We start from the raw sequence: 12,836 nt of genomic DNA on the forward strand, positions 1-12,836 counted from the left end.
GTTGGCGATCATTCCCCGGCCGTTCCGGCCAAATACACAGGACGCATCCATGTCGCTCTCGCTTTACGACATCACTCTCCCGGCCTTCATCCGCGCCTTCGAAAACCTTTCCGCCATTCTGAAGAAAGGCGAGGCCTTTGCTGATGAAAAGGGGCTGGATCACAAGACCCTTCTTGAAGCACGGCTGATCGAGGACATGGCGCCGCTCACCTCGCAGATCCAGCGTGCCAGCGATACCGCCAAATTCGTGGCCGTGCGCGTCGCCGGAATCGACGACGTGCCGATGGCGGACGAAGAAGTGACGTTTGCCGACCTGCACGCCCGTATCGAAAAGACCGTCGAGATCCTGAAGGCCGTCGAGGCATCAGCGATGGAGGGCAAGGACGACATTGAAGTGGTGCTGAAAACCGGCAGCGGTTCGACTACCTTCACGGCGCGCGATTACGTGCTCGGTTTCGCCATTCCGAACTTCTATTTCCACGTCACGACCGCTTACGCCATCCTGCGCCACAAAGGCGTTCCGATCGGCAAGATGGATTATCTCGGCCCGCGCTCCTAGCGTTTAAACGAGGCAGTTCGCCTTCTCCCGCGACGTTTTGGCCAAAGGCCTTGAGCAGTTCGTCAACGACCATGAGTTGAAATCATGCGCAGTCGGGCGCATCTTTACCGCAACCTGGGGGGACCTATGAATCGACTTCTTGTTGCGCTGCTAAATGGCCTGAACGGAATCTATGCTATCCTGATCGTTGCGGGCTTTACTCTCGCCAGCATGGCTTACTCACCCGCCATGGCTGGAGCGGGGTGGGTTGGCTTTTTCATCGGCATCGTTGTGGCGACTTTTACGTGTGGAATCATCGCTGTTGGGCTGCTCATCAGCGGCAACATCGCTAAGATTGAGAAACACATGAACTTTCTCGTAAAATCTGCCGAGTACCAGAACGACATTGCAAAGATGTCTCTGGCGCGCCAGCTAAACGCCGCTCCAGCGTCTGCACCTGCTCAGCCATCGCAGACTTAAGCAGTAACGCCGCCTCCCTGTTCGCGAGCCGCCTAATGCCGGTGACAATTCGTCGCATTGCCGCTATTCTCGGCCTTGCGAAGAGGGAGGTGTCGCCGGTGCGTATCTTGCTGGTGGAGGACAATGTCGCGCTGGCCGACGGGCTGGCGGCGATTCTGCGGGGCAGCGGTTATGTGGTCGATGTCGTCCGCGACGGTGCGTCTGCGGAAGCCGTGGCAGCCGCCCAGAATTTCGATCTCGTCATACTCGATCTCAACCTGCCGGAAATGGATGGGCTTGACGTTCTGCGCGCCATGCGTTCGCGGCAGAACCGTGCCGCCGTTATGATCCTCACTGCACGGGGAGCGCCCGAGGAGCGGGTGAAGGGGCTTGATCTCGGCGCCGACGATTATCTCACCAAGCCATTTGATATCTCCGAGCTGGAAGCGCGCATCCGCGTGCTCCTGCGTCGGCAGGCGGGCATGCGCTCGTCGCAGATCGGGTATGGCGGCGTCACCTTCGATCTGACCTCGCGCAGCTTTTCCAGCGAAGGCCGGCCGCTCGATATTCCCGCCCGCGAACTCGGATTGTTGGAGCTGCTGTTCATGCGCGCCGGCAAGGTCGTCTCCAAGGAGGCGATCATCGGCTCGATGACGGGTTTCGACGAGGACCTGTCGGCCAATGCGATCGAACAATATGTCAGCCGCCTGCGCCGCCGCCTGCAGCCGCATGGGCTGACGGTGAAGAGTGCGCGCGGCATCGGTTATTACCTCGAAGGCGCGGCGGCGAGCCGGTGAGTTTTGATGCTCGCCTTTTCCAGAACCAGACGATCGTGACCGCATGAGGCTGGTGCTTTATTCCATCCGCCGGCGCCTGCTGGCATGGTTGCTCGCCTCGACCGGCGTGCTGGGCCTGCTGGCTCTGTCCGACACATGGCGGGAGGCGCGCGAAACCGCCAACGAGGTGTCGGATCGTGTGCTGGCCGGCTCGGCGCTGGCCATTGCCGAGCGGGTCGTGGTTGCCGAAGACGGCAGTCTTGAAGTCGATATTCCCTATGTGGCGCTGGAAATGCTGACCTCGGCGGCGCAGGACCGGGTTTTCTACCGGGTTGATGGCCCACCCGGTACCTTCATCACCGGCTACAAGAACCTGCCGTTTCTGGCGCGTTACGAAGGCCAGCCAACGGCATTTTTCGATTCGACATTTCGCGGTGAACCGATCCGGGTGGCGACGCTGGCGCGCTCCGCCTCGACCGGTATCAATTCCATGCCCTTCATGGTGACGGTGGCGGAAACCACGATCGCGCGCCGGCAACTGACCAATTCGATCCTGCTGCATTCGGCGCTGCGGCTGCTTTTCTTGATCGTCGGTGCGACGCTGATCGTGTGGATTGCCGTGACCGTGTCGCTGCGGCCGCTCAGCCGGCTGGGCGGCGCGATTGCCCATCGCAGCCCGGACGATCTGGCGCCGATTGCCGACCGGGTGCCGAAGGAAGTGCAGGAACTGGTCGATACGGTCAATTCCTTCATGGTGCGGCTGCAATCGGCGCTCGATGCGTTGCGTCACTTCACCGGCAATGCCAGCCACCAGTTGCGCACACCGCTCGCCGTCATCCGCACCCAGTTGGCGCTGGCGACTCGGGCGACCGATCTCGACGAGGCGCGGCGGGCGGCGTTGAAGGCCGATGAGGCGGTGGCCGATGCCGAGCGCATGCTGGCGCAACTGCTGCTGATGGCGCGGATCGATGCAACGGCGCGCGCACGTCGCGACGGTTTTGCGTCGATCGATCTGACGGAACTGGCGCGTGCCACGACAGCCGAGCATGTGGTGCGGGCGGCAGAGGCCGGCATCGATCTCGGTTTCGAGGGCGAGGCGCCTGTTATGGTCAAGGCCGAACCCTTGCTGCTGACCGAGTTGATGAAGAACCTGATCTCAAATGCCGTTCTTTATGCGGGCGAGGGCGCCGTCGTCACCCTGCGGACATCGCAGACGGAAAACGAGGTGATTCTCGAGGTGGAGGATGACGGTCCGGGCATTCCACCAGGTCGCAGGACGCAGGCGCTGACCCGTTTCGAGCGTGGCGGATGGCAGGATCGGCCGGGAAGCGGACTTGGGTTGCCGATTGTCGAGGAAGTCGCCGCGCTGCACGGCGGCAGTGTCGAGCTTGCGGACGGACCCGGCGGCAGAGGGCTGACGGTACGCGTCCGGTTCCCATCCGAAACTTAAGTGTGTGCGTTTATTCAGACAATGCTAATTCGCGCGCCGGTTACAGGTTAATGCGAGCTTGACTAATGATTTCGATAAAGCTGGGCATTTTAGGCAGTTGGCGCGTTTCCGTCCCGATTTGATGATCAAAGTGATGGATGGATATGAGCAGACAGAAGCGCGATTGGCAGGAGATCGCCGCGGAAATCGCCAGCTATAGACAGATGTACAATTTCGCCTGCCAGATTGTCGAAAACGCGCCGGTTGGAACCGGCGAGAATGAAGCGGCCACCCGGCTGATGGAATCCCTCGAGGATATCGTTCATCTGCCGATCGCCGAGGCGAAGCGACTGGCGCGCGCACGTCGGCGTTTCGAAAAGCTCAAGGCGTTGCTGGCGGCCTGAGCCGGTTGGTTGGCCGGCTCGTCACCCTATCAAGTCTCAGTGGAAGGTTTCGGTGCGGATATCCTGTTCCATGATGCGGAAGGCCTCATCGAGCGCCGCGACCAGGATGTCCGTCAACTGATCAGGATCATTGTCCTGCAGGAAAAGCGCAATGGCCGAATCGCTCGGCTCGTGGCGGTTATGGTCCGTTTCATTTGACATATCATTGTCCTCGTTGGGGCCGGACTCATTCCGGTGACGAGACCCTAGAATTCAGGGCTTGCGTAAAACTGGATCAACACCGCCGCGAAATCCGCGAAATACACACATGATCAAAACTGACACAGGTGCCGATAGCCCCTGCATATAGAGGGGGAATCCGCTTTTCTAGAGGCTGGTGTCATGTTTGGCGGCACGTCTGCGCACCCATGCGCCCGGACCCCTTGTATTTCAGGCTTGTGGATGACGAAAAAAATCTGCGCCGAAACGGTACGCTCAATCGTCTCATGCCAACCATTCGGAAAGATTTATTAACGATACTCCGTCGCAAACGGCGTGAAGGAAAAGGCAATGGCAAAGGCAGCCACGAGCAGGGCGCGCAAGACGCGCCGTTCAAGCAAGGCAAAGGGCGGGGGCGGCATGACGCCCTGGTACGGTGCAGCGGCTCTCGTGGTCGTCGGTATCATCGCCTATGATAACCGCGAGGATCTCGCGCGATATCTGCCCCCGACAAAACCGCCGGCGACCGCGGCCAGCCGGCATGAGGCTGCAAAGCCGCAGCCGTCGCCACGCCCCACTTCGCCGCCAGCCGTGTCGAGCAGCAAGGCGGCCTCGAACCTGCCCGCCAATGTGCCGGTCCCGCCGGCATCCATTCCGTCACGATCCGTACCGGCAACCGCACCGCAGCCGATCGCCAAGCCGATGCTGGCCTCGCTGCCGCCGCCGGCCATTCCAACGGCAGCAGGTGCGAAAGCACTTGCGCCCGATGGTGGTGCCAAGATGGTCGGTGCTGGCTTCAAGGGACAGTTCTATTATTGCGGCCGGTCGGGATTGAACGACTGCATTGCCGAGGCGGGTGTGTTCTGGCACGACAAGACGGCGGTGCGCCTGGCCGATGTCGACGTGCCCGGAGCCGAGTCTGCAAAGTGTGATGCCGAACGCCAGCGCGGTTTTCGCGCCAAGGTTCGTCTGCGGGAGCTTCTAGGCGCTGGCCCGTTCGACCTTGTCCTTTCGGATAGCGGTGATCGAGAACAGGCCGGAGCCAAGCTGCGGGTGGCGATGCGGAATGGTAAGTCGATAGGTGATCAGCTTGTGCGCGAAGGTTTGGCGCAACCAAAGGGTGGTGCTTTTACCAATTGGTGTTCATGACAACATGAGCTTTTGCTCTAAAAGCTTCTTTCCGCTCGCAATTTTACTTCCACTATAATCGCTTGGTAACAGGTTGCCTCCTACAAAAGAGGAAATTTGGGGTGACTGTTATTGCGGTGGGGTAAATGGCAGGCAGAAAAGACGCGCGACACGTGAGTGTTGCGACCATAAAAGACGACCACAATAGAATACTGCTGATCGAAGATTCTCCGGCCATGACGATGTTGCTGCGGCAGCGAATGGAAGAAGAAACCGGTGCGGATGTCGTATGTTGTGACAGCTTGGCAAGCGCTCGTGTTTGTCTTCAGACGCAGCAGTTTACGCTGGCGCTGACCGGACTTAATCTGCCGGATGCGCCGCGCGGCGAAATTGTGGGCCTGCTCGGGGATTTCGGAGTTCCGACGATTGTTTTTACGGCGATCTTCGATCCGGAAGCACGCGAGCGTTACGCCGAAAAGAAAATCATCGACTACATCGTCAAGGACGGCAAGCGGACAATCGAGACCGTGCTGCAGACAGTGTCGCGCATCCTCTCCAACCGTGCCTTCACGATCCTCGTCGTTGACGATGCAAGATCAGCACGTTCCGGCCTCGTTGAAATACTGGCGCGCCAGAATTTTCGCGTTCTCGAAGCGCATTCCGGCAAACAGGCTCTCGAGATCCTGGAGGCTGAAGAGATCATCGATCTCGTCGTGACCGATTATCACATGCCCGACATGGATGGTTACGAGTTGACGCGGCGCATCCGCGAGACCCGTTCCTCGGAGGAAATGCGCATCGTCGGCGTGTCTTCCTCGAATGACCGGTGGCTTTCGGCCAGTTTTCTCAAGGCCGGCGCCTGCGACTTCATCTATCGGCCGTTTGTGCCGGAAGAATTGCAGTGTCGCATCGACAATAATATCGAGACGCTGAAGCAGATCCAGCGGCTGCGTTATCTGGCCGACCGCGATTACCTGACCGGACTTTCCAACCGTCGGTGCTTTTTCGAGAAAACCAAACAGATGGAGGAGGCGAGGCTGCCCGGCCAGTGCAGCAGCGTTGCCATTCTCGATATCGACCATTTCAAGCGTATCAATGACACTTACGGTCACGAGGCAGGTGACCGGGTGCTGAAGATGGTGGCCGATACGCTGACAGAGATCTGCGCACCGGCAAAGCATTTTGCCGCGCGATTGGGTGGCGAGGAATTCGCGCTTTACCTGCGCAATACGGATGCTTTCCAGGCGCATTCTTTCTGCGAGCTGATCCGCCAGCAGATCGAGGAACTGGTGATGGAGGTCAACAAGCACGAGATCGCGGTGACTATCTCGATCGGCGTGGTGGAGACCGAAACCGGCGAGAGTTTTGACAACAATCTCAATGCTGCCGATCAGTTGCTTTATCTGGCCAAGAGCAATGGCCGTAACCGCGTCTATTCGACCCTGACGCTGCCGGAAGCCATGGCGGCCGCCAAGTCGTCGGCTGTTGCCGAGCTCTTCTAAACAAAAAAGCCGCCCGGCGAGGGCGGCTTTCAATTTTGAACGCAATGCCGCCGCGATTACGCGGCGGTTTGCGTTTGTGCCCGCTTGCGGCGGAAGAGCCATACGGCGGCACCCAGCACGATCAACGCCGCAGCAGCGCCGGCACCCATGCCGATACGTGCAAACAGCACCAGCTGCGAGCTGGGGCCGCCCTGACGGATCACCTGCACGTCCTCCGGCGTCACGGTCAGCTTCGCATTGCCATAGTCCTTGAGGAGGAAGTTCGACAGCGAGGCGACCTCGACATTGCTGAGCGCATTGACGGTGTTCGGCTGGTCGCCGAAAGGCGGCATGAACACGTGGCCGCCCTTGGTGTGGCGATCGACGCCGTAGAGGATGGCGGCGATGACGTTCGTCGGGTTGTCGCCGGCCGTCGCCGCATTGTGGAACAGGCTCGGATAATAACCGTCCGTCGTGCCTTGCGCATTGTAGCCGTGGCAGGAGGCGCAGTTGGCGGTGTAGAGTGCGGCACCTGCCTGATCGCCCTTGATGCCTTCGGCATAGTTCCTGCCACGGAAGGCGGCGAGTTCGTTGCCGGCCTTGCCCTGATCGAAGCGTGTCGGTGCGGATGCCTGGGTGGCATTGGCGGAGGGCACGCTGCGCACATAGGTGGCGATAGCGTTGAGATCGGGATCAGTGAGGTGCTGGAACGAATAGCTGATGGCTTCCGCCATGCTGCCGGCCGCCTGAGCGCGGTGATCGAGCCGTCCAGTCTTCAGGTAGGTGACCAGTTCTTCCTGTGTCCATGTGCCGATGCCGTGCACCTTGTCATTGGTGATGTCAGGCGCGAACCACGGGCCGATCTGGCTGCCCGTGAGGTTCAGGTCTTTCTGCTCCTGCATGAGGGCGCCACGCGGCGTGTGGCAGGTGCTGCAATGGGCGGCACCTTCCGCAAGGTAGCGCCCGCGGTTCCACTCGGCCGACTGCGCCGGATCATCCTTGTGCATCTCGTTCGGACGGAACAGCATGTTCCAGCCCATCATCGAGGCGCGGATGTTCATCGGAAATGGCAGACTGGTTTCCGGCGCCTTTTCGTCCACCGGCTGCACGCCCTGCATGAAATAGGCGTAGAGCGCGTGGATATCCTCATCCGTCATGTTGGAATAGGAGACATAGGGCATGGCCGGATAGAGGTTGGCGCCATCGCCGCGAACACCCTTGCGCACCGCGTCGGCGAACTGGGCTTCGGTATAGTTGCCGATGCCGAACTGCTTCGACGGCGTGATGTTGGTCGACATGATCGTGCCGACCGGCGACGACATCGGCAGGCCACCGGCCATCGGCTTGCCGCCGGCATGGTTGGTGTGACAGGCGACGCAGTCCGACGCGGTCGCCAGATAGCGGCCCTTGTCGATCAATTCCTTGGAAAATTCCTGGGCGGAAGCCGTGACCGGAGCAAGGGCAACCAGCGCCAGCGGTGCGGCGAGGGCAAAGGACGTGATGGTCTTCATGATCATGCACCCCGCATCTGGTCGACAATGGCGTCGCCGGCCTTGAGGGCGAGGGCGACCATGGTGATGGTGCTGTTGCCGCATGCGCCGGCTGCCATTGCGCCGCCGCCCGGAATGAACAGGTTTTCGTGGTCATGCGACCGGCAATCCACGTCAACGACCGAGTTCGAGGCGTCCTTGCCCATGATGGTTCCGCCCATGATGTGCTTGCTGTTGTTGAATTTGGGGCTGATCTTGATGTCGACGGCACCCATGGCCTCGGCGATCTGCTTGCCGATCGGCTGCGAATAGGCTTCCCAGGATTTACGAACGTAATCACCGACGTCGTAGTGGATCGATGGCTTGGGCAGGCCGAGCCAGTCCTTCTTGTCGGAGAGTGTCAGGCGGTTGTTCGGGTCCGCAAGGATTTCGTGCGCGGCGACGATATCCGCCGTGCAGGCGGTCATGCGGCGGATTTCCTCATCAAGTGCCTTGCCGACGAGGCCCTTTTTCAGCGCCGCGAAGGTGACGAAGCGGTTGCGGGCAAAGTTATTATAGCGGAAATAGGCGCCGGCATGCTCCGAGCGGAACGAGCCTTGCGACGTTTGCATGATGCCGGAATTGACGACCGGGCCGACGCCGGACCAGTACGGATCCTTGGTGGTGACCGTAAACGAGCGGGCCGGATGGTCCATCATGTTGCGGCCGACCTGATCGGACGAATTGGCAACACCGTTCGGGTTGCGGTCGTCCTTCGACATCAGCAGCAGTTTCGGGTTTTCAAGGCCGTTGCAGGCGAGCACGAACAGTTTGCCGGTGATCCGGTGGCTCTGCTTGTGCTGGTCGTAATAGCTGACGGCTTCGATCTTGTTCTGGGCGTTCGTTTCGACCTGGTAGACGACCGAATCGACGAGAAGGGTGACGCCTTTCTTTTCCAGGCGGTGCAGCGCCGTTTCGGCATCGTATTTTGCCGCGACCGGACAGACCGGTACGCAGTTGTTGTTGGCACAGCAGGCCGGGCGGCCATCATAGGGCATGCCGCTATTGCGCGCCTGCGAGACGGGGATGTTGTTGTAGCCGAGCGTCTTCACGACGTCGGTGAAACGCACCTCGCCCGGAGAAAATGGCAGGGCCGGCATCGGATAGTCAGCCGAGCGGGCACCGGTCTGCGGCCATTGCTGCGCCCTGTCGGAGGGGCCGCAGATGCCGAGCTTGTGTTCGGTGCGGACGTAATAGGGCTCGAGCGTGTCGTAGTCGAAAGCCCAGTCGCGGCCAACGCCGTAAAGCGAGTTCAGGCGCATATCTTCCGGCGTCAGGCGCCAGGACGTGCCTGCCCAGTGCCAGGTCGAGCCACCCGCATATCGGATGAAGGTCTGGTCGTAGGCATCGGGGCCGGTGAATTGCAGATAGGCATTTTCCGGCTTTTCCGCGCCAGTCGGATGCGGCGCCCAGGGGCGGGGCGGATAGGCGACGGATGTATCGCCCTTGACGCCGAGCGGCGCGTTGCGCCAGTTCTCGACGACTTCGGCGCGCGAGACGCGCGGGCCGGCCTCGATCATCAGCACGGAATGGCCTGCATCGAGCAGCTGTTCGGCGATCACGACGCCGACCACGCCCGTTCCGACGATAACGACGTCGGCACTGTTCTTGGTAACCATGGGAAAACTTCTTTTAAATGGGGTTCGTCAGAAGCGCGGCATCGGGGCCGACAGCGGCACGTTGGGGCGTGTCCACAGGTTCGGGCCGGAAATGCCGTAGGAGGGGATGGTGACCACGTCGCTGGTGGTCTTGAAGGTCAGCGCCTCTTCATAGGTGAAAACCTTGGCATCGCGCTTTTCCGACGAACAGCCGCTGTACCAGGCAAAAATCACCCAGTGGGCAAAGTCCTTCAGCTCGCCTTCGGGGATGTCACCAAAAAACTCTTCGACCGTCTTTGCCTGCTTCTTTTCGGCAATGGCGATGATGGCATCAAGCATGCCGGCAAAATTCGTGTATTGGCCTGTCGCCGTCTCGGCGATGCGGGCGCCGACATCGGGGTTAAGCCGATGGTCGATCAGCAGATTGGAGAGCTGCATGAAGCGGCTCTGCGCGCCGGCATCGACCGCCGCCAGCGCCATGCCGGGACAGAGCGAAGCCGCCATGCTGCCGGCAAGAAGGGTGGCGCCGCTGAGCAGCATGCCGCGGCGCGACATCATCAGCTTGCCGTTGGGATCGTTCGACTGTCTCGTCATCGTTTTCCTGTCCATGAAGAAAGCGAGGCTGTTGCCTGCGGGAAAAGGGTTTTCGGCACGGCCGGTGCGTTGCATCGGCGAAAAATGTCGGGCAAGGTCGCGCTCTTCACCGTGGCGCTGAGCGCCTGGCGTCCGGAGACTGGAAAATGCTGACGGATTTCGGGCATGCGGAAGTCACGAAAAAAAGCGCGAGCGGACCTGTTGACGCTGTCGCGAGACAGCGCAGTCCTCCACCGCGCCAAATTAGTTGGATAGCTGATGATCAGTTACGCCACCAGTTGACGTATGTCAATCTGTCGCAGGGAGACGTTTTCCGTGATCGTGACCGCCGAGCATATGCTGAATACCCATGGGATACTCTTGCGGCGCTGCCAGCAGGTGGCGCTTGCTCTGTTTACGGAAGAGGCGTCGGAATTCGGGTTTTCCCCAACCCAATATAGCGCGCTGGCATTCACCTATATCGAACCGGGCATTCAGCAGAACATGCTTGGTGAACGCATCGCACTCGACCGCTCGTCGGTGACAAAATGCGTCGAGATTCTCGAAAACGAGGGTTTGATCCGGCGCGAAGTCGACAGCAAGGACAGGCGCGCGCGCCTGCTGTTCATCACGCCCGAGGGCGAACAGGTGTTGCAGACGGTGCATGAGGCGGCGCTCAAGGCCAGAAGCCGTATCCATTCGGCCATGGGAAAAGAGCGGTTTCAGAATTTTCTGGAAGACATGAAGGCCTTCAGTGCGATTCTGGAGGAGAAAGCCTGACGTGTTCCGTGTCGGGCTGATGCCGACGAAGGTCATTCAAACCGTCGAACTGTGCTGACGTTTCAGCCTTCGTGTTTTTCGAATCAGGAACAAAATGATTCCGCTGCCGTTATGCGCAAACAATGACGCGTGAGCGCGCGGAGATCAGTTATGCTTTCCAATAGAGTTTCGTCGACCGTATTGTCTTCCGATGATCTGGAAGAGATCGATCGCTTCCATACCGCATGGTGCGAAGAGAACGGCGTCGACAAGACCGATGCCGAGGCGCTCGATGTGGCGTCAGGGCTGATCGATTGGTATGCTTCCGACACGAAGTACCGTTCGCGCACAAAACTCGATCAGGCGCCGGCTCTGCCCGAATCTGAACGGATCAAATCCCTCCTCATGCGGATCACCTGAAACATTCGGACGAATGTCTGTGCAGACGATTCGATTTCGATGGCAGGAAGACGTGACCTTGCCGTCTCTCGAAACAGCCTGATCGCTGAGGGCGGACTGAAAACGCTCGGTTCTGATTAACGGGGATAAATGCCTGCACACGGCGATAGTCCGTATAGCAGAAAAGAAAACGCCCGCTTTCGGATTTCTCAACGAAAGCAGGCGTTTGTCTTTTAATTTGGCTCCCCGGGCCGGATTCGAACCGGCGACCTGTCGATTAACAGTCGAATGCTCTACCGCTGAGCTACCAGGGAAAAACCGCGTCGCCGCGGCGGTGAGCGGGGTAATACAAACGCTTGAGCCATTTGCCAAGCGCTTTTTTGCAAAAAAATGAAGGAACTTGTTTTATCCACTGCGACTTCCCACTTCGCGCCTGAAAATATCGACCAAAATGGAGGCCAGATGGCTGCGACTGACGAGGAAAAAAGGTCCGGGTTCGGGATCGATCCAAAGGACGGAAAGCTGATGCTTGGGCGCTTTCGCCTTCCTATGCCGCGTTCTCGCTACGGTCGCATGGCATTGGGCATCCTGCTGGTCATCTGCGGCTGCCTCGGTTTTCTGCCCATACTCGGATTCTGGATGGTGCCGCTCGGCCTTCTCGTTCTTTCCGCCGATATTGCCTTCGTCAGACGCAAGCGGAGGCGTTTTGCCGTCTGGTGGGCGCGTCGGCGTGCCCGCGATGCCCGATAAACAGAATCGCCCGCGAAAATTCTGAGATTTTCGCGGGCGATTTGATTCTGCGTTTTGCGTCCGGACTTTTGTCCTTACGAACTGAAGACCGACATCAATCCCTGGCCGGCGCTGAAGGCGGCATAGGCGAGCGCGGCGAAATAGATTTTCGTGCCGACGAGAAATGCATAGCCGCCAAGCACGACCAGACCATCACGCTGGATCATGCCCACCGCCAGAAGCAGGATGGCGACTGCCGGCAGCGTGTTGGAAAATGGAATGAGGCCGAGCGGGAACATCAGAAGAATGCCGCCGACCGTGATGGCCAGCGCATTGATGCGGTTGGCAATGGTGCTGCCGGTCAGCTGCGTCATGCGCGGTTTGACGAAACGGTCGAACTTCCCGACGATGCCGATACCGCGTTCCAGCGCCGGCACCAGTTTGGCTGTGTCGAGCTTGCGGTCGAGAATGCGTCTTGGCAGCCAGGGCAGGCGGTTCATGCACACGGCGATGCCGACCAAGATGATGGCGGCGCCGAACACGGTGCTGACGCCCGGAATGGAGACGGGAATGAGGAAGGGCAGGGAGGCGATGGCGCACAGCAGCAAAAGCCCCTGCTCGCCGACGGCATCCATCAGCTCACGCAGCGTGATCGACTGACCACGTATGCCGCTGACAAGCGCCTGCAAAGTCTCCGTCAGGGAGCGCGAGGTATCTTCGAATTCGACCGATTGCTGCACATTCACCTCCGTGTTGATGCGGTTGTGATGTGTCTAGCAGCTTTGATGCCAAGCGAAAACCGACCTCGCGGCTCGCCGGCGGGCGAACCGTCATTC

Annotated in this window: 15 protein-coding genes and 1 tRNA gene; 10 read left to right on the forward strand and 6 right to left on the reverse strand. The window is 59.8% G+C overall.

Translation table 11 applies throughout. From position 1 onward, the window contains the following. Positions 1–49: 49 nt before the first annotated feature. From EDF70_RS11165 to EDF70_RS11185, 5 genes are all read left to right on the forward strand, one after another. Positions 50–559: a DUF1993 domain-containing protein gene (locus EDF70_RS11165; RefSeq protein ID WP_132273378.1), complete on the forward strand. Its 510-nt coding sequence runs from the start codon at positions 50–52 to the stop codon at positions 557–559. Between the two features lie 126 nt (positions 560–685). After that, positions 686–1,018, forward strand: coding sequence for a hypothetical protein (locus EDF70_RS11170; RefSeq protein WP_132273379.1), 333 nt, complete (start codon positions 686–688; stop codon positions 1,016–1,018). A gap of 98 nt (positions 1,019–1,116) precedes the next feature. Beyond that, positions 1,117–1,794 (forward strand): response regulator transcription factor, encoded by a 678-nt coding sequence (locus EDF70_RS11175; protein ID WP_132273776.1) that lies wholly within the window; start codon positions 1,117–1,119, stop codon positions 1,792–1,794. Positions 1,795–1,837: 43 nt separating this feature from the next. Further along, the gene (locus EDF70_RS11180) at positions 1,838–3,223 is read left to right on the forward strand and encodes a sensor histidine kinase (protein ID WP_132273380.1); all 1,386 of its coding nucleotides are present in this window, start codon (positions 1,838–1,840) and stop codon (positions 3,221–3,223) included. Between the two features lie 143 nt (positions 3,224–3,366). Then, positions 3,367–3,606 carry a hypothetical protein gene (locus EDF70_RS11185; protein WP_132273381.1) on the forward strand — a complete coding sequence of 80 codons (240 nt, stop codon included), beginning with the start codon at positions 3,367–3,369 and terminating at the stop codon, positions 3,604–3,606. 36 nt (positions 3,607–3,642) lie between these two features. Here the strand turns inward: EDF70_RS11185 and EDF70_RS29980 are convergent, their stop codons facing one another. Beyond that, on the reverse strand, positions 3,643–3,807 hold the full coding sequence (locus EDF70_RS29980) for a hypothetical protein (protein ID WP_165931989.1): 165 nt from the start codon (positions 3,805–3,807) through the stop codon (positions 3,643–3,645). A gap of 348 nt (positions 3,808–4,155) precedes the next feature. On the opposite strand from EDF70_RS29980, the gene EDF70_RS11190 reads away from it, so the two are divergent. Next, the gene (locus EDF70_RS11190) at positions 4,156–4,953 is read left to right on the forward strand and encodes a hypothetical protein (protein WP_132273382.1); all 798 of its coding nucleotides are present in this window, start codon (positions 4,156–4,158) and stop codon (positions 4,951–4,953) included. 215 nt (positions 4,954–5,168) lie between these two features. Next, complete coding sequence (locus EDF70_RS11195) at positions 5,169–6,434, forward strand: diguanylate cyclase (RefSeq protein ID WP_245519122.1); 1,266 nt, start codon at positions 5,169–5,171, stop codon at positions 6,432–6,434. Positions 6,435–6,490: 56 nt separating this feature from the next. On the opposite strand, the gene EDF70_RS11200 is transcribed toward EDF70_RS11195, so the two are convergent. Genes EDF70_RS11200 through EDF70_RS11210 form a run of 3 tightly spaced genes read right to left on the reverse strand, consistent with a single transcriptional unit; the run spans position 6,491 to position 10,134 of the window. After that, positions 6,491–7,924 carry a cytochrome c gene (locus EDF70_RS11200; RefSeq protein WP_132273384.1) on the reverse strand — a complete coding sequence of 478 codons (1,434 nt, stop codon included), beginning with the start codon at positions 7,922–7,924 and terminating at the stop codon, positions 6,491–6,493. Positions 7,925–7,926: 2 nt separating this feature from the next. After that, positions 7,927–9,561, reverse strand: coding sequence for a GMC family oxidoreductase (locus EDF70_RS11205; RefSeq protein ID WP_132273385.1), 1,635 nt, complete (start codon positions 9,559–9,561; stop codon positions 7,927–7,929). A gap of 27 nt (positions 9,562–9,588) precedes the next feature. Beyond that, a complete protein-coding gene (locus tag EDF70_RS11210) occupies positions 9,589–10,134 on the reverse strand; it encodes a sorbitol dehydrogenase family protein (protein ID WP_132273386.1) in 546 nt (181 codons plus the stop codon). 315 nt (positions 10,135–10,449) lie between these two features. On the opposite strand from EDF70_RS11210, the gene EDF70_RS11215 reads away from it, so the two are divergent. Together EDF70_RS11215 and EDF70_RS11220 are read left to right on the forward strand one after the other, a co-directional pair. After that, positions 10,450–10,893 (forward strand): MarR family winged helix-turn-helix transcriptional regulator, encoded by a 444-nt coding sequence (locus EDF70_RS11215; RefSeq protein ID WP_165931990.1) that lies wholly within the window; start codon positions 10,450–10,452, stop codon positions 10,891–10,893. A 150-nt stretch (positions 10,894–11,043) separates the two neighbouring features. Next, a complete protein-coding gene (locus EDF70_RS11220; RefSeq protein WP_132273388.1) occupies positions 11,044–11,292 on the forward strand; it encodes a hypothetical protein in 249 nt (82 codons plus the stop codon). Positions 11,293–11,510: 218 nt separating this feature from the next. Here the strand turns inward: EDF70_RS11220 and EDF70_RS11225 are convergent. After that, positions 11,511–11,585, reverse strand: a tRNA-Asn gene (locus EDF70_RS11225). 148 nt (positions 11,586–11,733) lie between these two features. On the opposite strand from EDF70_RS11225, the gene EDF70_RS11230 reads away from it, so the two are divergent. Beyond that, positions 11,734–12,021: a hypothetical protein gene (locus EDF70_RS11230; RefSeq protein WP_132273389.1), complete on the forward strand. Its 288-nt coding sequence runs from the start codon at positions 11,734–11,736 to the stop codon at positions 12,019–12,021. A 74-nt stretch (positions 12,022–12,095) separates the two neighbouring features. Here EDF70_RS11230 and EDF70_RS11235 read toward each other — a convergent pair whose 3' ends face one another. Further along, positions 12,096–12,740 (reverse strand): exopolysaccharide biosynthesis protein, encoded by a 645-nt coding sequence (locus EDF70_RS11235; RefSeq protein ID WP_132273390.1) that lies wholly within the window; start codon positions 12,738–12,740, stop codon positions 12,096–12,098. Between the last annotated feature and the right edge of the window lie 96 nt (positions 12,741–12,836).

The sequence above is a fragment of the Neorhizobium sp. JUb45 genome (assembly GCF_004343585.1).
In the GTDB taxonomy this organism is placed as follows: domain Bacteria; phylum Pseudomonadota; class Alphaproteobacteria; order Rhizobiales; family Rhizobiaceae; genus Neorhizobium.